This is a genomic window from Cyclobacterium salsum (assembly GCF_010119245.1).
Lineage (GTDB): Bacteria > Bacteroidota > Bacteroidia > Cytophagales > Cyclobacteriaceae > Cyclobacterium > Cyclobacterium salsum.
Map to the genome: position 1 here is coordinate 1 of NZ_WNKG01000015.1, position 25111 is coordinate 25111.

Annotated in this window: 16 protein-coding genes; 6 read left to right on the forward strand and 10 right to left on the reverse strand. The window is 46.3% G+C overall.

The window, feature by feature from the left end; all coding sequences use genetic code 11:
- The first annotated feature begins 315 nt into the window (after positions 1-315).
- Positions 316-1446 (forward strand): DUF4185 domain-containing protein, encoded by a 1131-nt coding sequence (locus GJS45_RS21125; protein ID WP_235954908.1) that lies wholly within the window; start codon positions 316-318, stop codon positions 1444-1446.
- Between the two features lie 32 nt (positions 1447-1478).
- Here GJS45_RS21125 and purL read toward each other — a convergent pair whose 3' ends face one another.
- A complete protein-coding gene (purL, locus tag GJS45_RS21130; RefSeq protein WP_162343876.1) occupies positions 1479-5171 on the reverse strand; it encodes a phosphoribosylformylglycinamidine synthase in 3693 nt (1230 codons plus the stop codon).
- 364 nt (positions 5172-5535) lie between these two features.
- Here purL and GJS45_RS21135 point away from each other — a divergent pair, with 364 nt between their 5' ends.
- The 4 genes from GJS45_RS21135 to GJS45_RS21150 are packed head-to-tail and all read left to right on the forward strand — an operon-like array spanning position 5536 to position 12057.
- Positions 5536-6144: a TetR/AcrR family transcriptional regulator gene (locus GJS45_RS21135; protein WP_262887955.1), complete on the forward strand. Its 609-nt coding sequence runs from the start codon at positions 5536-5538 to the stop codon at positions 6142-6144.
- Between the two features lie 4 nt (positions 6145-6148).
- Complete coding sequence (locus GJS45_RS21140; protein WP_162343877.1) at positions 6149-7492, forward strand: TolC family protein; 1344 nt, start codon at positions 6149-6151, stop codon at positions 7490-7492.
- 19 nt (positions 7493-7511) lie between these two features.
- Positions 7512-8642, forward strand: a complete 1131-nt coding sequence (locus GJS45_RS21145) for an efflux RND transporter periplasmic adaptor subunit (protein WP_162343878.1) — start codon at positions 7512-7514, stop codon at positions 8640-8642.
- A gap of 7 nt (positions 8643-8649) precedes the next feature.
- Positions 8650-12057: an efflux RND transporter permease subunit gene (locus GJS45_RS21150; RefSeq protein WP_162343879.1), complete on the forward strand. Its 3408-nt coding sequence runs from the start codon at positions 8650-8652 to the stop codon at positions 12055-12057.
- A gap of 81 nt (positions 12058-12138) precedes the next feature.
- Here the strand turns inward: GJS45_RS21150 and GJS45_RS21155 are convergent, their stop codons facing one another.
- The 3 genes from GJS45_RS21155 to GJS45_RS21165 all read right to left on the reverse strand — a co-directional run bounded on the left by GJS45_RS21155 (position 12139) and on the right by GJS45_RS21165 (position 14499).
- Entirely contained in the window at positions 12139-12849 is a 711-nt protein-coding gene (locus GJS45_RS21155) for an L-ribulose-5-phosphate 4-epimerase (RefSeq protein ID WP_162343880.1), read from the reverse strand.
- Between the two features lie 62 nt (positions 12850-12911).
- Positions 12912-13913, reverse strand: a complete 1002-nt coding sequence (locus GJS45_RS21160) for an arabinan endo-1,5-alpha-L-arabinosidase (RefSeq protein WP_235954910.1) — start codon at positions 13911-13913, stop codon at positions 12912-12914.
- Positions 13914-13917: 4 nt separating this feature from the next.
- Positions 13918-14499: a peptidylprolyl isomerase gene (locus GJS45_RS21165; RefSeq protein WP_162343881.1), complete on the reverse strand. Its 582-nt coding sequence runs from the start codon at positions 14497-14499 to the stop codon at positions 13918-13920.
- A 237-nt stretch (positions 14500-14736) separates the two neighbouring features.
- On the opposite strand from GJS45_RS21165, the gene araA reads away from it, so the two are divergent.
- The gene (gene araA, locus GJS45_RS21170) at positions 14737-16218 is read left to right on the forward strand and encodes an L-arabinose isomerase (protein ID WP_162343882.1); all 1482 of its coding nucleotides are present in this window, start codon (positions 14737-14739) and stop codon (positions 16216-16218) included.
- A gap of 63 nt (positions 16219-16281) precedes the next feature.
- Here the strand turns inward: araA and GJS45_RS21175 are convergent, their stop codons facing one another.
- From GJS45_RS21175 to GJS45_RS21200, 6 genes are all read right to left on the reverse strand, one after another.
- Positions 16282-17103, reverse strand: coding sequence for a universal stress protein (locus GJS45_RS21175; protein WP_162343883.1), 822 nt, complete (start codon positions 17101-17103; stop codon positions 16282-16284).
- A 96-nt stretch (positions 17104-17199) separates the two neighbouring features.
- Positions 17200-17406, reverse strand: a complete 207-nt coding sequence (locus GJS45_RS21180) for a hypothetical protein (RefSeq protein ID WP_162343884.1) — start codon at positions 17404-17406, stop codon at positions 17200-17202.
- 80 nt (positions 17407-17486) lie between these two features.
- Positions 17487-17816, reverse strand: coding sequence for a high-potential iron-sulfur protein (locus tag GJS45_RS21185; RefSeq protein WP_162343885.1), 330 nt, complete (start codon positions 17814-17816; stop codon positions 17487-17489).
- A 61-nt stretch (positions 17817-17877) separates the two neighbouring features.
- The gene (locus GJS45_RS21190; RefSeq protein ID WP_162343886.1) at positions 17878-19947 is read right to left on the reverse strand and encodes a PVC-type heme-binding CxxCH protein; all 2070 of its coding nucleotides are present in this window, start codon (positions 19945-19947) and stop codon (positions 17878-17880) included.
- A gap of 126 nt (positions 19948-20073) precedes the next feature.
- A complete protein-coding gene (locus GJS45_RS21195) occupies positions 20074-22506 on the reverse strand; it encodes an alpha/beta hydrolase family protein (RefSeq protein WP_235954911.1) in 2433 nt (810 codons plus the stop codon).
- On the reverse strand, positions 22499-24868 hold the full coding sequence (locus tag GJS45_RS21200) for an alpha/beta hydrolase (RefSeq protein WP_162343887.1): 2370 nt from the start codon (positions 24866-24868) through the stop codon (positions 22499-22501). The genes GJS45_RS21195 and GJS45_RS21200 overlap by 8 nt, the downstream gene beginning before the upstream one ends.
- Between the last annotated feature and the right edge of the window lie 243 nt (positions 24869-25111).

The following is a 25111-nucleotide window of genomic DNA, read 5'->3' on the forward strand; positions in this document are numbered from 1 at the left end:
CCAACCCGCTTTCCAAGGAGGACCCCTCCCTGCTCAGGCAGCTTAAGATACCCTTCTCGGCTGAGGGGGTTCGCCACCTCAAGCTACTGGCCAAACCCGTGGACCGCCTGCCTTCCTGGCACGGTGCCGCCGGAAGCAAAGCCTGGCTTATGGTCGATGAAATTGTAATGAACTAGAGTGAAAGCAGTGACAGCTAAAATGAATCAAAAAGCCGAGATGGGGATTTTAACAAATAGAATATCGGACTTGAAAGCACCCTTAATTATATTGATTTGGGCATTTTTTATTTCATGTTCAGCTAAACATGGGAAAGGGTTGATTCCGACAAATTCCTCTATAACCGAACTACAGTTTACTGTCAGCGAAGCAGATAATTGGACAAATCTATTTAAAAGAACATCCGGTTGGTTTGGTGGAGATGGGATATTTACGATACCTTTAGATGGCGTGGAATCAACTGCTGCTGATACGACAGGAAATACATTGGTGTTATTTAGCGACAGTCTGATTGGAGAAATAACTGACGGAAAGCTGGACAGCCCCTTTGTGATGATCAATAATTCAGTTGCATGTATGCGCGGGGCAGAACCGATAGCATCCAACATTTCTTTCCATTGGGCCCTGGATGAGCAAAATGCACCGCTGTCTCTTTTTATACCCAATACCCCAAATTCTAAACCAGGAGAATATTTTTGGTTAGGCGACGGTTTTGTAAATCAGGCTCGGAACAACGATATTTACTTGTTTGGTTACCGGATTACCACCACCGGAGCAGAAACGTTCAATTTCAAGGAGGTGGGTAATACATTGATCGTCCTTCCCTCAGGAGGTAAGCCTCCGTTTGAGCGGCAGCGTCAACTAGATACGCCATTTTATATGGATGGAAAACCGGAAAGCACCGGTTCCTTTGGGGCTGGTGTTTTGGTAAACACAAAGGAATCCGGAGCGTTGAGACCTGACGGGTATGTCTATGTTTACGGTGTAAAGGGGGTCAAAAAAGAAGTGATGGTAGCAAGGGTAAAACCCAGGGATATAGAAAAGTTTAACCGTTGGAAGTTTTGGGATGGTACGCGCTGGCAGGGAGAAATGATGCTCGCGGCATCCATTGCCGATAGAGCTTCCAATGAGTTGAGCGTAACCTTACTGGAAGACGGGCGGTACGCCATGGTTTTTCAGACAGACGGCATCGCTTCTACGGTAGGCCTGCGTTTGTCCCAATCTCCGGAAGGACCATTTGGCCCCATAATTACCGTTTGGGACGCCTCGACTGATCTCAAAGACGGTAAACACCTGATCAGTTACAATGCGAAAGCGCATCCCAGCTTGTCTTTACCGGGGGAATTATTGATTAGCTATAATATTAATTCATTTGATTTTTTTGAAGATGTCGAAATTTCACCAAACTTCTATAGACCCAGGTTTATCCGAATTAAAATTGGGGATTGATACGGAATTGTACGAATCCCGATTTGTTTGTTTTACCCACCCTTAGTGGCTTCCACCCAGTCCCTGGCATCTATAAATGCCTGAATCCAGGGGGTAACCTCTTGTTGGGCCATTTCATCGGTGATATGAGGCCAGTTCCAGGGTGCTAAGGAGCGCTCGATATGGGGCATAATGGCCAAATGCCTGCCGTCAACGGAGGCCAATCCGGCGACCGCATGGTCTGAGCCATTTGGGTTTCCTGGATAGGAGCGGTAAGAATAGCTCATACAGGTATGGTAATCCGCTTTATCCATCGGCAAATGAAACTTTCCTTCCCCGTGCGCTACCCACACACCAAGTCGCATTCCCGCAAGGGACTGAAGCATGATGGAGTTGTTCTCAGGTATGGTCACGTTGACAAAGGCAGATTCAAATTTATGGCTGTCGTTGTGTAGCATCTTGGTTTTCTGTGCATGTTCGGGATTCACCAACCCCAGTTCGATCATCAACTGACAACCGTTGCAAACCCCCAAGCTTAAGGTGTCTTTCCTTGCATAAAATCGATCCAACGCCTTTTTGGCGGTTTCATTGTAAAGAAAAGCACCGGCCCAGCCTTTGGCAGACCCTAACACATCCGAATTGGAAAATCCTCCTACAAAAACAATCATGTTTACGTCCTCCAGGGTTTCCCTTCCGGAAATGAGGTCGGTCATGTGGACATCCTTCACATCAAATCCCGCCAGCCACAAGGCATAAGCCATTTCCCGGTCACCATTGACTCCTTTTTCGCGGATGATGGCTGCCTGGGTTCCGCTAGCCTTTTTTCGTTCCGGATTCAGGCCCAAGGCATGGTAGCTGCCTTTCCAACCTTCAGGGAATTGGTACCGTAGGGCTTGCTTCGTATAGTTTTCAAATCGTTCTTTCGCCAATACTAAGCCCGATTGCTGTCGGTCCAACAAGTAGGAAGACCGGTACCAGGTATCCCGGAGTTCGGGCATTTCCCAGCTTATGTCAAGGGATTCGATAGTGATTTTTCTATCGGTTTTTACCGTAGCGACGGTTACGCTGGCAATTCCTTCTTCTTTTAAGTAGTCCGATACTTCCTCGGGGTTTTGAACCTGAATGACCAATCCCGGATTTTCCGAAAAAAGGGCTTTGACAGCATCCTTTTCGTTCAGGTTTTCCAAATGTATTTGCAAACCGGAACCTTCAGTGGGAAAACACATTTCCAGCAAGGCGGTAATGAGTCCTCCTGAAGAAATGTCGTGACCGGCCATAACATTGCCTTGTCGGATCAACTGCTGAACGGCGGCAAATGCGGTTAGAAAATAACCTGTATCCGTTATGTCCGGGACTTGGCTACCTACCTTATTCAGTATTTGCGCAAACGAGCTTCCCCCTAATTGTGCCTCATCATTAGAGAGATCAATATAAAGTAGGGTGGAATCGGGGATTTCTTTAAGTGCCGGGGATACGATGCGGTTAATGTCATCGCATTCACCTACGGTGGAGATAATGACCGTGCCCGGAGCGAGCACCTTTTGCCCGTCGGGATAGTTTTGTGTCATGGACAGGGAATCCTTTCCGGTAGGGATATTGATGCCCAGTGCAATGGCAAAATGACTGGTTGCTTCCACTGCCCGGTAAAGCCGATCATTTTCACCCTGATTTTTTGTAGGCCACATCCAGTTGGCACTAAGGGATACCCCCTTCATTCCCGCTGTCAGAGGAGCCCAAATCAAATTGGTTAGGGCCTCTGCAATGGCCAGCCGGGATCCTTTTTCAGGACTGGCTAATGCAGCTATGGGAGCATGGCCGATAGAGGTGGCGATGCCCTTTTTTCCGCTGTAATCCATGGCCATCACCGCTACATTATTTAGGGGCAGTTGGATGGGACCGATGGTTTGTTGTCTGGCCACGCGTCCGGTGACGGAACGGTCCACTTTATTGGTAAGCCAGTCTTTACAAGCTACTGCCTCTAATTGCAATACCTGATTCAGGTACTCAGGTATCTGGTCTATTGAGTAATCCGGCTCGGAATAGGATTGGATGGCGTGCTGGTCCTCAAGCACTGTTTTGGGAGATGATCCAAACATGTGCTGCAAGCTCCAGTTGATGGGCTTCTCCCCGGTTTGGCTATTCTCAAACCGGAAATGAAAATCGCCGGTGGTTTCTCCGATTTCGTAAAACGGAGCGCGCTCTCTTGCTGCTATTTTTTTGATGGTCTCCAGTCTGGATTTTTCCAGCACCAGTCCCATTCTTTCCTGTGACTCGTTGCCGATTATCTCTTTGGCAGAAAGGGTAGGGTCTCCAATGGGTAGTTTTTCCATCCGGATAGTTCCGCCGGTGTCCTCGACCAGCTCGGATAGGCAGTTGAGGTGTCCGCCAGCACCATGATCATGGATGGAAATAATGGGATTGTCGTCGCTTTCCGCCATGGCGCGAATCACATTGGCCACTCTTTTTTGCATTTCCGGATTGGATCGCTGTACGGCATTTAGTTCCAGCGCATTGGTGAGAACACCTGTGTTGACGGAGGACACGGCACTTCCCCCCATTCCGATCCGGTAATTATCTCCTCCCATCAATACGATGCTATTGCCAGTACCGGGTTTTTGCTTTAGGCTATAGGGAGCCCTGGTGAATCCCACTCCTCCTGCCAACATGATGACTTTATCATAGCCCCACTTGCTACCCTGTTCCTCGTGCTCGAATGTCATGAGGCTGCCACAGATAAGCGGTTGGCCAAATTTATTCCCAAAATCGCTGGCACCATTGGAGGCTTTGATAAGAATATCCATGGGGCTCTGGTACAGCCATTTTTTTTCCGGCAGGTCTTTTTCCCAGAAGCGATCTTTGGCCGTTCGGGGATAGGCCGTCATGTATACCGCTGTGCCGGCCAATGGAATGGAGGCGGTACCCCCTGCCATCCGGTCTCTTATTTCACCACCGGAACCAGTGGCTGCCCCATTGAAAGGCTCCACCGTGGTGGGGAAATTATGGGTTTCGGCTTTTAAAGAAAGTACGGTATCGATTTCGTGGATGGCAAAAAAATCCGATTTGTCCTGGCTGAGAGGAGCAAATTGCAGTGCTTTGGGGCCTTTTACAAAGGCTACGTTGTCTTTATAGGCAGAAACGACCCCATTAGGGTTCGTTGCAGCCGTTTTCTTTATTAATTGGAACAACGAAAGGGGTTTTTCTTCCCCGTCAATCACAAAGGTTCCATTAAAAATTTTATGACGACAGTGCTCTGAATTGACCTGGCTAAATCCAAATACCTCGCTATCGGTCAGTGGTCTTCCTAATGACTTACTGACCCCTTCCAGGTAGGCTATTTCTTCCGGGTTTAGGGCTAATCCTTCCTTTTCGTTATAGCCTCCAATATCTTCAATTAACAATATCGGCTGGGGCTGTTTTTGAATAGAAAAAAGCTGCTGGTCCAACTGCGAATAGAGGCTTTGCAACATGGGGTCAATGAAATCCCCTTGTTTATAAGGGTAAAATGCCTCTATTCTATGAACAACCGGAATGCCCATGTTTTGGCAAATTTCCACGGCATTCGTAGACCAGGGGGTAATCATTTCCTTTCTTGGACCTAAAAATGGCTCGGAGATCCGGTCCTGTTCCAGATATTTCGCACCACCAAAGAGCCAGGTTAATTTTTCCAGGGTAGCTTCGTCTAATGCCTGGCTGCATTCCAGGGCATAGACTGTTTTTTCAGAGGTTTGAAAAAAGATAATCGTCATAAGGAATCGATAGGTAATTTGAAGCAGCAAAGGTACAAAATTGCTTGAATAATATACCGACTGTAATCGCAACAAAGGAGGGCCTATTTTGAGCCTTCGTATTCGAAATCGGACACTTCTCCCTTCAAGGTGACCGAAATTGAACAGTGTTCACCAAAATGACTTTCCAACTTTAAAATATTATTTGGTTTTTTTCATTCCCTATTCGAGGATTCAGAGCAATCCTTCTGATGTCTCCCGTAATAAATGAGCGAAATGGACGGCCTGATCGTCCTTTTTTCAAAAAAACACCTTAAGTTTGCGGAAACTTTGAACCTTTTGATAGTTTCCTGAGTTTTTTGGCAGGAAGTTTATGAAATAATAGTTGGAAACAAGAGAGAAAATAATTCAGATAGCCTTGGAACAGTTTCTGGTTTTTGGAATTCGAGCCGTCACGATGGATGAAATCGCCCGACAGGCAGGGGTATCTAAAAAGACCATTTACGAGGAGTTTGCCAATAAAGAAGATTTGGTAAACGCCTCTTTTGACGTAGCATTGAAAGAGGATGAGTCCAATTTCTGCGAAATGATGCAAGGAGATGGAGAAGTGATCGACCATTTGCTACACATGACGCGGTACTTACGAGAACGGTTTTCCCGAATGAACCCATTGCTGATGCACGACATTCAGCGGTTTTATCCCGGGTGCTGGGAAAAATTGGAGGGCTTTAAGCGGGAACATGCTTGGAAAGGGATCGTTCAGATTTTGGAAAAGGGAAAACAATCAGGGGATTTCAGAAAGGAGATCAATTCGGAGATTTTGGCATTTATGCGTTTGGAACAAATTACCAGCCTTATATCGGGTAACGTGACCTTGGAAAAATACAGCTTGCTTGATTTTCATTTACAGGCATTGGATCATTTTATTCACGGAATACTAACCGATCAGGGAAGAAATACCTATTACAAAAAATTACAAACACAGCAATCTTAATTTTATGAATAGTAAACAGGTAGTTTTAATCGTTTTTGTTTGGATGTTCGCGTATCTTATGGAAACCAACGCCCAAGGTGTACCGCTTACTTTGGAAGAAAGTGTCTCTTATGCCTTGGAAAATAATGCAGAGGCCAAGAATGCAAGACTTGAAATAGAAGCTGCAAAGGGCTTGGTAGGGGAGCGAACTGCTGAGGGACTGCCTCAAATTAATGCCAACCTCAATGCGACCAATAATCTGGTCGTACCCATTTCTCCCTTTCCGGCGATAATTTTTGACCCAGAGGCAGCGGAAGGTGAGTTTATTGGCGTTAAATTTTCTCCGGATTTTACGGCTGGTTTGACGGCGACCGTTTCCCAGATGATCTTCAACGGTTCTTATTTTATCGGATTAAAAGCAGCCAAAACCTATCGGCAGTTGGCAGAAGTTGACCGAAAGTTTACCGAACTCGAGGTAATTGAAAATGTAAAAAAGGCGTATTATTCAGTTTTAGTTAGTGAGGAAAGAGAGGAATTGGTGAGAGCCAATTTGAGCCGAATTGACACTCTCCTCAAAGAAACTGAAATTCTATATGAAGAGGGTTTTGCAGAAAAAATCGATGTTAGTCGGATTCAGGTTCAGCACAACAACATCCAAACGGAATTAGACAAAGCGAAAACAGCGACGCTGGTAAGCCGGCGGCTGTTGAAATTCCAAATGGGTATGCCTCAGGATCAAGACATTACTCTTGTGGATACGATTACAGGCTTGGAATCCCTTTTGGAAGCGGAGAGGTTGCTGATGGAGGATGGACAGCCTAGAGTGGAAATCGATCAGATCAATACCAATTATGACCTTGCTACGCTGGACTTAAAAAATAATCAGATTCAATACATGCCACGTCTGGATGCCAACTATACTTTTCAGCGAAATGCCTTTGGGGGCAACCTGACTAATTTGTGGTCTGGAGAATGGTTTACAGGGTCCGTTGTGGGCGTAACACTACAAATTCCCATTTTCGACGGATTTACAAAAAGGTATAAAATCCAGCAAAATAGGGTACAGCTCAGGCAACTTGAAGTGCAGAAGGAGTCATTACTTCAGAATATAGCGTTAGAGAAATTTCAATCCCGGCAGAACCTGATCAATAGCCTTAAAGCACTGGAGGTACAGCGGGAAAACCGGGATTTAGCCCTGGAGGTTTATGACACGTCCAAAATTAAATACCAGGAGGGAGTTGGTTCCAATCTCGAGGTTGTAGAGGCAGATTCTGCCCTCAAAGAGGCTGAAACAAATTATTTTTCTGCCTTGTATGATGCCTTTATCGCAAAAGTGGATTTAGAAAAAGCATTGGGAATTTTAAAATAAAAAAGGATTTAACACATTTATGAAACATACCATCAAGTTTTTAAGCCTTGCCCTACTGGTTGGGGTCGTTTCCTGCTCGGCACAAAAAGACGAGCTTGCCGATAAAAAAGACCAGCTGGCGTCTTACAAATCAGAAGCGGCAGCATTGAAAGTTTCTATTCAGGAATTGGAGGATGAAATCGCTCAACTGGATCCTGAATTTCGGAAAAACCAGCGTAAATCCGTCCTTATTACCACCGTCGAGCCGGAACAAGGCAGTTTTGAGCATTACGTGGAGGTAACCGGCTCCGTTCTATCCAAAAAGAACGTTAATATTAGTTCCGAGCTTTCCGGGAGAATCGAGGAAATCGTCACCCGGGAGGGAATGTCCATTAGAAAAGGGCAGGTAATTGCCATTATAGATTCCGAATCGGTAGAAAGAAGCCTTGCTGAAATTCAGACGCAGCTGGATTTGGCCAAAACGATCTTTGAAAAGCAAGAGCGGCTTTGGAACCAGCAAATAGGAACGGAAATCCAGTATTTGGAGGCTAAGAGCCGAATGGAAACCCTGGAAAAAAACCTGGCTTCCCTGCAGTTGCAAAAGGATAAAAGTACCGTCAGGGCTCCTTTTGATGGAACGGTGGAGGAACTGCTGGTCCGGGTAGGCGAGTTGGTTCAACCCGGTACCCCCATTGTAAACATGATAGGAGAGGACGACTTGTTCATAGAGGGAGATATTTCCGAACGGTATATAGGGATACTGGAACAAGGTGACTCGGTGAGCATCCGTTTTCCGTCCATCGATAAAACGTTGGAAACCAAGGTGACAGCCATAGGAAGTGTCATTAATCCGGACAACCGCACGTTTAAGGTAGAGGTATTTTTACCCAGAATGGACCTGGTTAAACCAAATATGCTTTCGGTGTTGAATATTAAAGATTATGAAAATTCCGAAGCGGTCATTGTTCCTACTTACTTGATTTTACAGGATAACAAAGGAAGTTATGTGTTTGTGGTAGAGGAAGGGTTAGCCAGAAAGAAATACGTAGAAAGAGGGATGACCTATGAAGGCAAAACCGAAATACTGGAAGGTTTGGAAGGGACTGAAACCCTTGTGGATAAAGGTTTCCGGGAAGTTGGAGATAATTTTAATGTAAACATCGCATCGTAACGCATTTATGGCTACAGAAGACAGTTCAAAAAAAGGCGTGATCAGGGAGTTTGGCATTTCTTCGCTTTCGGTGGATAACCGAACCAGCGTGGTAATCCTTACTTTAATCATCACATTTTTAGGCATTTTTGCGTACCGGACGATGCCTAAAGAAAGTTTTCCGGAAATCGTTATTCCGACGGTCTACGTAGGTACGGCCTATCCGGGCAATTCTCCGGTGGATATGGAGAACCTGATTACCAGACCCATCGAAAAGGAACTTAAGTCGATCAATAATTTGAAAGACGTGAGTTCGACTTCGATTCAGGATTTTTCCTCCATTGTGGTAGAATTTAACCCCAACGTGGATATATCGAAAGCCCTTCAAGACGTGAAGGATGCGGTAGATAAGGCAAAGAGTGAATTGCCAACGGATTTGGATCGGGATCCAGATGTGTTGGAAATCAATACTTCCGAATTCCCGATTATGAATGTCAATATCTCCGGTAACTATACGGAACAGGAGCTGAAGCAATACGGTGAATATTTGGAAGATGAAATCGAAAAGCTCACTGAAATATCCAGTGCAGATTTGAGCGGAACCGTTGAGCGGGAGATTCAGATTAACGCCGATTTGTATAAAATGGAATCCAATGGGGTAACCTTTTCTGATATTTCCAGCGCAGTATCGGATGAGAATGTAACGATTTCCGGTGGTAATATCCTGAGCGGTGATTACCGCAGAACCATGCGTATTGCAGGAGAATTCACGGACCCGATGCAACTGGAAAACGTAATTGTAAAGACTGAAAATAATAATATCGTGTACCTCCGTGATGTGGCTTCCGTGAACGACACTTATAAGGAGCGGGAAAGTTATGCCAGAAGTAATAAGCTCCCGGTGGTTACCATCAACGTGGTCAAAAGGAGTGGCGAAAACCTGCTGGATGCCTCGGATAAAATTAAAGAACTGATAGAAGAAGTAAAAATCAATCGGTTTCCCGAGGATCTGGAAGTAACCATCACCAATGATCAGTCAAAGGCCACTCGATCTCAGGTAGACAATTTGGAAAATAGCATCATTTCCGGTGTCATTCTGGTGGTATTGGTATTGATGTTTTTTCTGGGATTTCGGAATGCCCTCTTCGTAGGAATCGCCATCCCATTATCCATGTTCATATCCTTTTTAGTGCTCAATTCGCTGGGAGTGACACTGAATCTGATGGTGTTGTTTTCCTTGATCCTGGCATTGGGAATGCTGGTGGATAACGGCATCGTGGTAGTAGAAAATATCTATCGCTTAATGCAGGAAGGAATGTCACCCGTCAGGGCAGCTAAGGAGGGTGTTGGAGAAGTGGCCTGGCCGATTATCACTTCTACTGCTACGACGCTTGCCGCCTTTCTCCCACTTGCATTTTGGGACGATATTATCGGGGAGTTTATGAAATACCTTCCGATCACCCTTATTATCGTGTTGTCCTCTTCACTTTTCGTGGCATTGGTCATTAATCCGGTACTGACGGCCTTGTTCATGAAAATTCAGGATGTGGATGAAAAGAAGCCGGTCAAAAAACCAATGATTGTAGCCGCGGTGCTCACGTTCCTGGCCATTGTATGTTATTTTATAGCTTGGGTAGCATTGGGTAATCTATTATTTCTGGGTGCGCTATTAACTATTTTCAATGTTTTTGCCCTCCGAAAAGCCATTCGCTGGTTTCAAAATGTCTTTTTAGTAAAGCTGGAGAACATGTACGAAAATACGCTTCGCTTTGCGTTAAGAGGATTTAAACCCTATTTCTTTTTTGGAGGGACGGCACTCTTGTTGGTTGTCTCGCTGGTACTACTTGGAATCAGGGCTCCTAAGATTCTCTTTTTTCCGGATAACCAGCCTGCGCTGGTAAGTATCTACATGGAAAAGCCCATCGGTACGGATATCGAAGCGACGAATGATTTTGTCCATCAGTTGGAAGATGATCTTTTTGAGCTTCTGGAGCCCTATGAAAGCATCATAGAATCCGTCATTACCCAAATAGGGGAAGGAACGGGGGATCCATTGGAAGGACCAAGCCAGGCCACTACTCCGCATAAGGCGAAAATCACCATTGGATTTGAAGAATACCAGTTTCGCGAAGGAGTGAATACCAATGAGGTCATGGAGAAAATCCGGAATCTTGCTGAAGGCTATCCCGGTGTGCTGGTAACGGTTGATAAACAAAGGAATGGTCCTCCCGTGGGGAAACCGATCAATATTGAAATAAGCGGTGAGAATTTTGATCAGCTTATCACTTTTGTCAATCAATTGCGGGAACATATTAACGAGTCTGGCGTCCAGGGAATCGAAGAGTTGAAGTCGGATTTGGAACTAGGTAATCCGGAACTAATAATCGATATTGATCGTGAAAAAGCGAGAAGGTTTGGCTTATCGACCTCCACGATTGCCAATGAATTGAGGACGGCTTTATTTGGATTAGAAGTTTCCAAATATAAAGAAGGTGAGGACGACTACCCCATCCAGTTACGTTTGGCGAACGAGTTCCGATACGATATTGGAGCACTATTGAATAAAAAGATCAGTTTTAGGGATAAATTTGGCAATCAAAAAGAAATCCCCATATCCTCCGTGGCCAGTCTGGAATACAGTTCTACCTACGGTTCGGTAAAGAGAAAAGACCTGGAAAGGGTGATTACCTTGTCTTCCAATGTCAATGATGGGTTCAATGCCACTGAAATCAATAATGCCATCAAACAGTTGGTGCAGGATTTCGAGATACCGGAAGGCATAGATGTGAGCTTTACAGGTGAGCAGGAGGAGCAGGCTAAATCTGCTGAATTTCTTACCAGAGCCTTGCTTATTTCCATATCCCTGATATTCCTGATCATTGTAGCCCAGTTTAATTCGGTGACTACTCCATTTATCATCATGGCTTCTGTGGTATTCAGTACCATTGGTGTTTTTCTGGGATTGGTTGCCTTCAATATGAATTTTGTGATTATCATGACCGGAATTGGTATTATTTCCCTGGCAGGGGTCGTGGTAAACAATGCCATTGTCTTGATTGACTATACGAACCTGGTGAGGGAAAGGAGAAGAGAAGAACTAAATATTCCGGAAGGTGAGTTCTTGGCCAAAGAAGAGTTACTGGACAGCATTATTCAGGGCGGGAAGATTAGGTTACGACCGGTGCTATTAACGGCCGTCACTACCGTGCTGGGGTTGATACCTTTAGCATTGGGGATGAACATCGATTTTTATGGGTTGCTATCCTCATTTGACCCAAAATTCTATATTGGCGGGGATAATGCAGATTTTTGGGGACCCATGGCCTGGACAGTTATATTCGGCCTAACCTTTGCGACCTTTTTAACGTTAGTAATAGTACCTGTCATGTATTTATTGGCAGACAAATTAAATTCAGTCGCTCGCAAGAGCAACTAATTAAATTTAATTAAAGGTTGGTGGTTTTTTTAAGTGTTCAAACCTCCGGGACATTGTCCCGGAGGTTTTTTAGTTGGGGTATTAGCTACCTTCCTGCCCATAGTAAGCACCTGCGCCGTGTTTTCGCTCGTAATGTTTTCGAATCAAGGAGGCTTTCAATCGGTTTGCATGGGGGTTTATTTGAAGGGTAAGGTACGCCATACGAGCGATTTCTTCGAGAACCCGGCTGTTATACACGGCCTTGGCAGGATCCTTTCCCCAGGTGAAGGGGCCATGATTGCCAATCAATACCATTTCCACCTCTTCATAAGACAGGTTCTTCTCTGAAAAACAATCCAATATTTGTTGCCCGGTCATGTGTTCGTAATCCCCGGCGATCAACTCATCCGACATAGGCGGGGCACAGGGAATGTCTTTGGTATTGTGATCTGCATGGGTGGTACCAAAAATCGGAATGTCCATTTGGGATTGCGCCCAGGATACGGCATAGGTAGAATGGGTATGACAAATGCCCCCGATCTTTTGCCAGTGCTTATATAAAAAAGCATGGGTTTTGGTATCCGAGGAGGGCCTCATTTTGCCTTCTACCACCTGGTTATCATAATCCACAATGACAATATCTTCCGGTTTGAGGTCCTTATAGGGTAATCCACTGGGTTTGATAGCAAAAACAGCTTTTTCCCTATTTACTGCACTTACATTACCGAACGTATAGACCACCAAATCAAGATTGGGGAGTTCCATATTGGCCTCATAGCAGGCCCTTTTCAATTCTAAGTATTCACTCTTCATGTGTTTTGAATTTATTTCTTTAATAGCCGGAGTGTATATGAATGTTTAATCTGCCATAAGCTTTAAAGGAATACCTCGGGCCACCCGTCTTCCGTCCATATCAATGTTCTGATCAAAAGTTTTGGTTTTCCCTCATCTGATGCGTCATATCCATGGAAAATAAGGTAATCTTCTCCGTCAAAGGTATAGGTGGCATTATGGCCTACCCCATGCCAGTTTTTATTTCCCTCAACCACCAGGCTTCCCCCGCCTTCCAGCAGCCTTTTTCCATTCTGGTCCAGGTAGGGACCTCTGACATCTTCAGACCTTCCCACCATCACTTTATAGGTGCTATTCTCTCCCCTGCAGCAATAATCAAAGGAGACAAAAAGGTAATAAAACCCATTCTTTTTGAAAATGAACGGTGCTTCCAGAGCCGCTGCACCGGCCGTCCTATCCTCCGTTGTGAAAGATCTTGCCCTTCGGGCAATACTAAACCAGCTATCAGGCTCCTTTTTTACGGTTTTGAAGTCTTTTTCCAGTTCCACTATTTTCAAACCGCTCCAAAATGAGCCAAAACTCAACCACAACGAACCTTCTTCGTCCATGATCAAATTCGGATCGATTGCGTTCCACAGATCCCTTCCCGGAACACTTCGGATGACCAGGCCCTGGTCTTTCCATCCATAATCAGGGGCCGAGGGGTCAAGGCTGGTACTGGTGGCCAACCCTATGGCTGATGTGTTTTTACCAAAGGCCGAAACGGAGTAATACAGGTAATAGGTACCCTCATGGGCAAATATATCCGGAGCCCAGATGTGGTTTCTGAATCCGGGAACGACTTCGGCCACCCATTCGGGGGCATTTGAAAAAACCGGAGGTTCTTTTTTCCAGCATTTCATATCACTACTGGACCAGACGGCAATTCCCCTTCCGGTAGTAAACAGGTAATACCTCCCCTCCGCCTCAACCATAACCGGGTCGTGGGCTCTCAGTTCCGCCGTCGGTACCTGCTGGCACATACCTGACAAGTGGAAACCAACAAATAGAAAAAAGCAAAAGCAATTTTTAAGGAGCGCATTCATATGTTTATGAGTTTTTCAGTCGTGTGATGTGCTGGATAAGTACAGGCTCCAGAAGGTATTGGTCTTTGTTTTCCATTCCCTGTATTTGCCTTACGACATCCATGCCGTCCAGTACCTTTCCAAAAGCTGCAAACCCTTGTCCATCCGGATGGCGCTTACCGCCGTAGTCCAATTCCGGCTGGTCGCCGATGCAAATAAAAAAACTGCTTTGTGCTGAGTTTGGGTCAAGTCTTGCCATGGAAAGGACACCATTTTTATGCAGTATTCCGGTAGACCGGGTGGTTTCTATGGGTATGGGGGGCAATAGTTGGTCCTCAGGAACGTTTCCTCCTTGTATCACCTGTATCTGAATCGTCCTATCGGCTTCATTCCCGGGCGTACAAACCCTAAAGAATGTTGAGCCATCATAGGCATCGTTTGCGACGTATTGGAGAAAATTGGCCACCGTTTCGGGAGCCTTATCCGGATAAAGTTCTATGACAATGGGGCCTTTATCCGTTGATATCCTGTAAGTTAAATCCGATTGGGCAGTGCCATGGAAATAGCTGAAATAGAGCAAAAAGATAAAGCAAACGGACTTATTCATTGGGTTTCTGGAATGATCATTTCAATAGCTACTTATTATTTTCTCAATATCCAAAAAAAGGATCGCTTCGGCAATTAATTTTGGAGCAGACTGATGGCATTTAAAATAATTTCATGTCAAAAAGACATTTTAATTCGCATACCCCCCCATTTCACCGGTTATGGAAATTTCTTTTCCGATTATTTTTATTTCCAAAAATAAGGTGTAAATATAACATTTAAAATACAAACAGGTTCTATGAAAAGTTTTTCCCAATACGAAGTATGGTTTATCACAGGCAGCCAGCACCTGTATGGCGAAGCCACCTTGTCTGAGGTAACCCTGCACGCCCGAGAAATAGCTTCGGCTTTGGACGCATCCGAGAAAATAGCGGTTCCTATTGTTTTCAAGCCCATAGTCACCACGGCGGCTGAAATTTATGAAGTGATTGCCCATGCCAACACACAAAAAAGCTGCATAGGCCTCATCACCTGGATGCACACCTTTTCTCCGGCTAAGATGTGGATTAACGGGCTGAAAATTTTGAACAAGCCACTGCTTCACTTGCATACCCAATTCCAGCGTACCATTCCCTGGGAAACCATCGACATGAATTATATGAATTTGAACCAAAGTGCTCATGGGGATAGGGAATTTGGGTATATCTGTACCCGGATGAAGCTGCGAAGAAAGGTCGTGGTAGGTCATTGGAAAGAGGCATCGGTTCACCAGGAAATCGATTACTGGAGTCGGGCAGCTGCTGGCTGGCACGATTGGCAGGGGGCTCAATTTGTACGGTTTGGGGACAACATGCGGCAGGTGGCCGTCACCGAAGGGGATAAAGTGGGCGCCGAGATGCAATTCGGCTTTTCGGTAAATACACATGCGGTCGGTGACCTCGTCGAGCAAATGAATGGTATTGATCCGGTTTTAGTCGAACGATTGGTGAGCTTGTACGAATCAAGCTACACGATGGATGAGAAATTGAAGGTAGCAGGCAGTCACCGGGATTTCCTGAAGGAAGCTGCGCGAATCGAATTAGGCTTGAAGCAGTTCCTTGAAGCAGGAAACTTTAAAGGATTTACCAATACCTTTGAAGACCTTTACGGCCTGCACCAGCTTCCGGGCATTGCCGTTCAGCGGTTGACCTGTCAGGGTTACGGATATGCCGGGGAAGGCGACTGGAAAACCATGGCGCTGGTCCGTGCCATGAAGGTCATGGGAACAGGCTTGCCTGGTGGGAATGCCTTTATGGAAGATTACACCTACGACTTTCTGGAACAAGGAGGAGTAGTTCTGGGAGCACACATGCTGGAAGTAGACGAAAGTCTGGCAGAAGGGGAAATCCGATGTGAAGTCCATCCCCTGGGAATTGGGGGAAAAGCAGATCCCGTCAGATTGGTCTTTACAGCGGGTGAAGGCAGCGCCTTAAACGCATCGCTGGTAGCGATGGGCGATAAATACCGATTGGTAATTAACAAAGTTCAGGCTATCAAGCCACCACGTGATCTCCCTAATCTCCCCGTAGCCCGAACCATGTGGCAACCCTTACCGGATTTTAAAACAGCTTGCGCAGCCTGGATCCTGGCAGGAGGGGCTCATCATACCTGTTTTAGTCAAAACCTTCCCGTAGCGATCCTGGAAGATTTTGCCGAAATGGCAGGATTGGAGCCGCTGATAATTGATGAGGAAACCAACTTGAGGGGATTCAAGTTACTGCTGAACCAACTTAATGCCTGATAGAATTTCCTCTGGAAGGTTTTTGTGTTAGGCTTGGCGAGCCCAAGAACGACTATATACCTATTACGCTTCCTCAAACGGAAGCACTATTAGAGGGGTTTGGCCATCGTGTACCAAATCATTGATAAAGAATTTCCGGAAAAGTTGGTCGTTTAGCGTTCGGGATCCTTTTTGCAAAACCAGGTAATCGTCGGGAAATTGCCGGTACCTTTCTTTGATGATTCCAAAGGCATCCGAACTTTCATATAGCTTGACGGTACACTTGTAGTGAGTAGAGAATTTGGCTTTTAATTTATCCAGGTAGGCTTCGCTTTCAGTTCGTTCCTCCTTTTCTGTCAGGATGGTAAGCAGTTCAATTTCTTCGATGGAGTTACCAATTGTATCCAGCAAATTGGAAAGGGCTCGCTCGTTTAACGGGTACTTTACCTGACAGGCTAATGCTAATTTGGTGGGTATGGCCTGCTCAATGGACTTGGGCAAGGCAATGATCAGCCGGTTTAGATGGTTGATTATATCGGTGGCAGTACTTCCGACCAATAGCTTTTTCAGGAAGCCCGTTCCCTTCAGGCCTAATAGCAGCATGTCTTCGGAGCTTGTTTCTTCAGACAGAAAATGGGTAAGCTGCCTGTCAATGGCCAAAAAATCAGCTTCCCCACGGGGTACACCTAACTTTTTCAATGCGTCAGAAAAGGCTTTCTCAGCTTCTTTTTTCTCGAAATCAATTATTTGATTTTTACTAGGGGAATTGGCAAGGGTAGGTGCCAAACCGGGGATTTTAAAAATGAATTTAAGGGAGATATCATACGATTTTCGCCATTCGAACGCTAATTTTAATATGGTTTCCGTATAGGCTGAAAAATCAATAAGTACGATTAATCTCTTCATGGACAGGCGAAATAATAAACGTTAAATCAAGAGACTAAAGTTAGTGATTATCCGACGATTTTCCACCAACGCCTGGTAAATCTGGCTTAATCGAACCTATTGATCCTCATACCATTTTTCGTCAAAGGTATGTGTAGATTCAAATGCTGCCTTCAACACCCTAATGACCATCCAGATCATTAAAATTGGAGAAAGGGAAAACATCATGAGGATAATCGCTGTGTTAATATTTACGGCAACTGCCACTACATATACCAGCAAAAATCCGGTTACGATTGCTACGGGAGTTAGGGAATTGTCCATTTTCTCTTCCTTTTACTCTTAAAACACGATAATGGAACGATTTGTTTACCAATCGGTTACTTTCTGAAAAAAAGGATAAATTAACCATTTGCAACTCTGGGAGCCCAATAGGTGCAATAGGCAGCAGCTTCTACCGGCCCCTTGAACAACTGACAGCCGCCACATTTTCGTTCTGCTGTAGGGGGCAGGTAAAGCTGGCAATTGTCACAACGGTTGTCAGAAACAGGTGTACTGGCCTCATAGCCCAACTTTTTCCTTTTTTCTAATTCTTCCTCACTAAGACCGGTAAGGTCGGCACAGTCCGTTACTCCCTCCAGCTCGTATTCTTTCTTTGGTGGTGCACATCGGGATAAGAAATAAACCAGACCGGTGGATCCGAGTAAATACTTTAGGAGATTTCTACGCGTCATGCAGGAAGTAAATTTTAGGAAAGACCGGCGAGGTCCTTCAGGTGTGGGTTTCGGTTTGATTTTATTTTGATTCGAGTAGGGAAAGCAAGGATGATACGTTTTCGCCAGGTTGATCGGAAGATCTTTCCAGCCCAGCTTTTAATCCGTCCAGCCCAACCGGCTTCCAATTTTCCAGTGTTTTGCCGGGAAGGGAGGAAAGCAATTCCACGTAGGATTGGATGGCTTCTTCGTTTCCTTTTGCTCCCTGTATATGAGCGACCTCTTTGATGTAATCCATTTTCCAACTTTCGGGATCATCAAAAAAGGCATGGTTTTTATCCAAAATCTCTAATGTTTCTGGATCCGATCCTGGGTTTGAACTAAGAATCGCCATTCGAAACCATTTATTGTCGCCTTTATCCATCAGGGATTCCGCCATTTTTTCCCTGGCAAAGGAGCTCTCGAAATTGCCCAGGCTCAAAATGGCCTGCAAGGAAACCATCGTGGAGGGATCCGTAGTTCTAGCGGCTATTGCCGCTTCCATTTCAGGATAGGATTCTGCCAAAACCAGCGCATTCTTCCGGACGCCTGCGTGCTCGCTTTGTAAGGCATCGGAAACGAGTTCCTGGGTCAGTGCGTCCATGGATGCTAACAGGTACAAAGCCAAAACCCGGGCTTCGGGCAACTCTTGCCCGGCCAAACTTTTTAGGAAAGGAATGTATTCCTGCTTTGGATCCTCCAGTATCAGACGTTGGGCGGTTGTTCTTCGCCATCCGTTTTCGTGTTCTAATTGGCGCACCAGTGTAGCCGCATCCATGGATGAAAAATCAGGAAGGGTATTCAATTGTGCCGATTTACCCTTGGGAAGAATGCGGTAAATTCTCCCTTTATCCTCGCCGTTCATAAAATCCATTTCCTCCTTTAAATCATCCGGTATAGAAACGGGAGTCTCAATATGTTGCCGGTAAAAATCTACCAGGTAAAGGTAACCGTCCGGACCAACGGTAAAGCCTACAGGCCGGAACCAGGGGTCAGTCGCGGCAATAAATTCCCGATCCTTTTCTTCAGTTGGCCTTCGGGCAATTTGGGTGGGACCTTGGCTATCGGGGATCAACAGGTCCCGGTGCACCAGATTTCCAGCTACATCACCGGTAAATACATTTCCACTGAATTCTTCTGGAAAAGCTCCTCCGTTATAAACGATTCCCCCGGAAGCACCCGTAAAATAGTCTTCCGCATGTTCTACCCGGTCCAATTCCTGCTCTTGGTATTGCTTATTGCGCCGCATGGTTCTTTCGGCTCTCCAATAAGGGGGAGGAGTCATTTGGAACATTTCAAAATCATGATCGGAAATATTGTGGTTTACGGACATGCTGGATAAGTGACCGTGTCGCTCCAGATACCTTCTGGGGATAACCGCCTGCTGTATATGCAAGGTGTTTTGAGTAAAAAACTTATTGCCCCAGTTGTCGAAGGTCATACCAAACTGAGCGGTGCCGCTTTCTTTTTCAAATTTTTCCTTGTCCAGGCGAAATCTAAAATCCGCGCCCTGTAGGTTTAGGGCTGCTGCTTCCGGTTTTTCGCTATAGGTTACTTCGCCTCGTTGGCCGTTATTGGCAGCATATATCCAATTGTCTATGCCAAGGCGGAGATTGGTAATCTGAGCCTCGGAGTTGTTTTCAAAGAAACCGGAAAAAAGTTGTTCTTTACTATCTGCCTTGCCGTCTCCATCGAGGTCTTTCATGTAATAAATATAAGGAGCTGCAGTGACCAGTAGCCCTCCTTTCCAGGGCATCAGGCTGGTGGCATCGGCGATACCCTCCGCAAACACGATGGAGGAATCAATGGTACCGTCCCCATCTGTATCTACTAGTTTTTTTATGACACCACGGCCTTCTCCCGGCTCCGGTTTGTAAGGGTAATCCGGCATTTCCACGGCATAAGCCGCGCCGGTTTCATCAAATACCAGATCTACCGGGTCTTTGATATGCGGCTCTGCGGCAAACAATTGAATGTCAAATCCTTCATGTATGGAAAAGGTCGCCATGGATGCTTCTGGGTTCAGCGAGTCCGCATATTTATCGTTCTGGCAAGAGCTCAATCCCCAAGTCAGAAGGGTGCTCGCCAAAAGGGAGGTGGCTATTCGTGTCATTTAATTTATGGGTATATTCGTACAATAATCCAATATCTTACATTAATCGAAAAAAATAAAATAATTATAAGATCAAATGAGACGATAGTATAAATTTTTACGCAAGCGGAACATATACCGGATCGCCTACTCCAATGAGTTTCGATTTTCCGATTCGAATCCGAAAAATTCATCTAGAAAGGCATACGCCTCTTTTCGGACGGCAGTAGGGAAGTCATGTCCCGTATCCGGATACCGCACAATCAAATGCGCTGGAAACCCCAGCCAGGTATACACCGGTTGGATTTCGGCTATGCCGGATTTTACGCCTTCCACGGCGAAATTGCTATCCTGAAGGGGGGCATTTGTGAAAACCGGTCTTGGAGCAATGGAAGCAATAATATCTGTAAAATCAAATGGAAGATGGGCATCCGGGAGTAGCTTTTTTATTGCGGGCATGTACCGTTCTTGTGCCCAGGGACCAAGCCTTCCACCATATCGTTCCGTTCCTGCCTCCCCAATGTCATAATAGGCAAAGGGAGTCCAACCACAACTGCTGACCACCACCTGAATGCGTTCGTCATGGGCCGCAGCAAAAAGGGCATTGTGTCCACCCAACGAATGCCCGATCACCCCGATCCGGTCGGGGTCCACTTCCGTCATCTGACTCAATACATCCACACAACGCAGGTGATTCCAAACGCCCAGGAGCGTGCCAGAGGGGAATCCATCCTTGCTAAAATCATGATCCTTTTGCTCTCCGAAGCTTGGATAATCAGGTGCCATGACCACATAACCCCTCTCTGCCAGCTCCCTGGCAATTCCCCGATTTTCCAGGGGGCCTTGTCCATCCACTATTTTTTTACCCAGGTCACCGGTACTATGTAGCACCAACATCGCCGGGCGGCTAGTGCTTCTTTCCGGAATATACAAATAGGCGGTGACCTCGTTGGTGTCGTCAGAAGCAAAACGAATACGATACCGGTTAAACCCCTTTTCTTTAACGGTATCCAGGTAGGTAAGGGAGGGCATGGCAAGGTTTTCCCGGGAAGGGAGGGTGCCCATGACTGCCGCCATGTTATTTTCCCAGGACCTCTTTTTATCCTTCCATTCATCCAGTGTTTTTACAGGGACGGTCTTTTCATTTTGGAGGATATAGGGACTCTTTTGGACATCTATTTGTACCGAATCGTCAAGCAAATTCTTTATGGCTTTCATCAGAATAGGTTCGGCTTCCGGGGTGACCGGACTGACGTTTATTTCGTAACCATCTTCTTCGTAGGCAGCTGCCGTGCCAATATAGAACGGCCCGTAATCCCCATAGGCGGCCATGGCCACAAAAAGGTCCGGTCGTTCTGCTTTAGCGGCCAACTGGTATTCTACAAAAAGCTCACCGGGCAGGTGAAGGATGCGAGCATTTCCAACGGAAAGGCAGCTGATGGCTATTTTTTTACCTTGCTGCTGTCGCCGGTACCAGGCCAGTTTTTGCAGGTTATTGGTGAGCCACCGGGCATTTTGCTGATGCATTTCCCGGGCAATGTCAGGAACGTTTTCATTGGCAGGTAGCAATACCGCTTCTTGCTGCCAATAGACAGCGGCGGGGTTGATTTTCGATTTGACGGTATTTTGCCAGGCTTGTTCCATGCCTGCAGCCAGCCTTTCGGCCAGGATTTTCCGGTTGATTTTTGCTCCGTCATTGTACTTGCCAGCGGTCACATTTGCCCCGGCTCCATTAAAATGTACATGCAAAGCCTCCGGTACGGCAAGTTGCCTTAGGTAGCGGGCGATTCCGGGAAAATCCGGGTTGGCGATCTTGGTTAGGTAGTAACTTTGGGGGTGCACGGCATAATAGCTCAGCACGGCCAGCGGCTCATCTTCGTTCCAAAAGCTGATTAACAAAACTTCCGGATCGATCAATCCCTCCGGGTAATCCCTGATTTTTGGGTCTTTGGTAGAAGACGTCCGGGAATAGCGGATTTTCCCATCGGGTCCTTTGATGCGTCGGTTGGAAGCCACCTTTTCTACGTTGGCATTCCCTGTACCAATATGGGTGAGGGGCTGGGGAGACTGCATGGCCTGTTGAATAGCATGGTCCAGTCTATCCAATAGCACCCTGTCAAAGGAACTGTCAAAAGCTTTTGGATCCAAGCCGGCATCCTTCAGAAGTTTTTCCGCCCCCCAATCACTAATCGGCGCATCGTGCTGATGCACCGTATGTACGGCTACCCGAGAGGGGAGGGTGGAGGCTGCTTTGGCCAGCCTGGATTTAAAGGCATCCTGACTTTCATTAGCAATACCAATCCAGTCTACTGCGCAAAGGACGATGGGCAATCCACTGCCTATGATGACGATTCCCCGGGCACGAAGCCCCAGGTCGTCCTTTTTTTCCATGGGATCATAAGCCAGCAGGCTTCCAACAGGGGGTGTGGCATCTACATCAAAAACGGCCAGGGACAAGCCGCTTTCGCTACTGTCCTCTATTTGCCTGCCCATTCCAGGAAGGGTAGAAAACAGCAACAGCAGCAGGCCTGGGATCAGGTGGGAAGCAGTAAATAAAAAAGATAACTTTCTGTTATTCATCGGTTAGTTGGGTTTGCTGGTAAATCCAGGAAATCATTTCTTGTTGGGATGCCCATCCAAAACGGTTGAAACCTTTTGGTATATACTGATCAGGCTTGTGTTTGGTCCCCATTTGACCGGAAATTTTTTCCAGTTGCTTCAGGCTGCTGCTAATGTTTTTTAAGTCGGCGTGTCGATCCTGTTCCGGGCTGATTACCAGCAGGGGCCTGGGAAGAATGGCCGCCAGCATTTCCGGAAAATCCACCGGTATATCCGACGGACGCTCGGAGTAAAATCCCCAATTGGGTACCAACCCATACAGATGCGAATAGGCTTTGATCCCTTCCATGGATGCATCGGCGCTGCGTAATGGCGTAAAGGCCGACGCGATTGCCAGTCCGGCCACTTGATCGTCCAGAGCGGCGGTAAATAACCCTACGGTCCCGCCAAGTGCATATCCTGCCAGAAAAATCCGGTTGGAATCCAAGCCTTCAACCTGACTTAGGGCTCGAATAGCATCCCTCGTATCTTTGACCATTTTGCCCATTTTGGACCAATGGGGATACCTTTCGTAAAAGGATGCCCCTTCCTCAATTCGGCTGCCATATCCCAGCAGATCCATGGTGAACACGGCCATCCCCTTATCCAGGCATTCCCGTATGAAGGGATTCATTTCGGCATCGAATCCGGTGTTGATGTATTTGTGCAGGTACACGACGACCGGAATTTTACTTTCGTTGGTCAATGGTTTATCCAGGGGGAGGTATAAAGCTCCGTGCTGGTAATCTCCCAGCGCATTGTAGGGAGCAATGTTTTGCCTCCGGCCATTGGAAACGGCCGGACGGTTTAATAACAGGTCCATGTAGTCGGTTTTGGAACTGAGCGAAGTGATGGGAGAAGCGGCAATTCCTTCGGGCTGTTCACCCAGCGTCCATTGAGTCCATTTTCGGATATCCTCCTGCCAGTCATTTACCTCAGGTACCTCTCCGGTGTGGACATCATTTAGGTATGCCTCCAGGCTTAGCGGTTTCGTTTTGAGGGTATCTGTTGGATTTTTGTTCTGTTTCCAGGTATCAAAATCATAGGCATAGTATCGCTTATTTTCCCAGGTATCCTGCGATCTGCCAAATTGAATGTCCAGCCAGTCAACGTAGGATTCGATATCCCGGGCGGCAAGGGCATGTTTGCCATCCCGAAAGCGCAGGCTTACCTTTTCGGGAACGCCGAGAAAAGTATATATTTCCTCGAGGGACTTGTAATTTTGCTCAATCGCCCAGGGGTCGCCACCCCCTGCTTCCCGAATGGAGGAACTTAATAATAAGGCATTTGGGGCAATCAACGCCATGAGGGAGTTTTGATCAATGGGCAATTTATGTTCCCGTCCATTATAAAAACGTAACCTTGGGTGAAACCACTGAGGCCGGATGGAATTGAGGTAATCGATGGATTCGTTGGCATGTCTTTCATCGGTGTAGCGGTATGGGATTTCCCCACCTGTTCCGCCACTGCTGCTGATCACTGCCGTAATCCGGGGATCAAAAGCCGCCGCAAACAAGGATAATTTGGCATTTCGCGAATGACCCGTCAGGGCAATTTTTTCTTTATCTACCTGGGGAAGGGAATACAGGTAATCCACGGCCCGATGTGCTCCCCAGGCACGGGTCATCAAGGCGGACCAATCGTATTCGGGATACACTTCCTGGTAATGGATGGTTTCGTCGAAAACATCTGCCCCGGCATAAATCACTCCCAAATAACCCCTTCTTACGGCTATTTGAACCCAACCCCGATGGTTCCATTGACTCATAAAGACGGGGTGGGGTCCGGGTCCGGGAGGAAGGAATACTTCCAGGGTCAGCCGGGCTTTGGGGTGTTCGCCAAATTGGAGGACCACCGTTTGAACCTTGATTTTGCCCTCCATTCGTTCTTCGGTGATTTCCCAACTGAGATTTTCCGGCGGGTCGGGAAAGGTGCCCGATAGCAGGTGTTGGACCTGTTGGCTGATTACCTCTCTTTTGGATTCCCACTGAGCAAGCGTCGTTATGGGAGTGGGGTTCTTTCCTTCATTCATGACCAGTAGTTCGGGAAGAAAGGGAATATCCGGCATCAGCGCAAAGTTGGGTGGAAGCTCAGCGGTTCGTTTTTGCCAGGCATCCCAGGTGCTGTCTTTGAAACTGAGGCGCTCAAAGGAGGAAAAAACGTTTCGTGTCCTTTCGTTCGGTAGGGGATGTGGGCGGTTGTTTTTCCGCAGGTTTTCCAGATAGGCCTTTCGTTGTAAGCTGTCCTCCGTTTGAGTCTGAGCGGCAGGTGGATTAAGCAGCAAAAATGCTGGCAATAGCAGGAATACCGATGGGAAGAAGACGAAATGGCGGAAGTTTTTCATAGCTATAAGGTACGGATATACCTTCAAATTTGTCATTATTTAGTTGAAAATACCAAATCTTAATTCATTCAGCGGTAGAAATACTTCCTGATCAGGTAAAATCGAAAACGTTCGGCGATTCCATTCCTAAAATCTAAGAAAAATGGCATTGTGAATGGTATTATTTAAGATAATGCTGAATTTTCGGCAGCTTTCCCATGTAAGAACTGGTTATAACCATCTTTTACCATTTCTTTCTTGAAA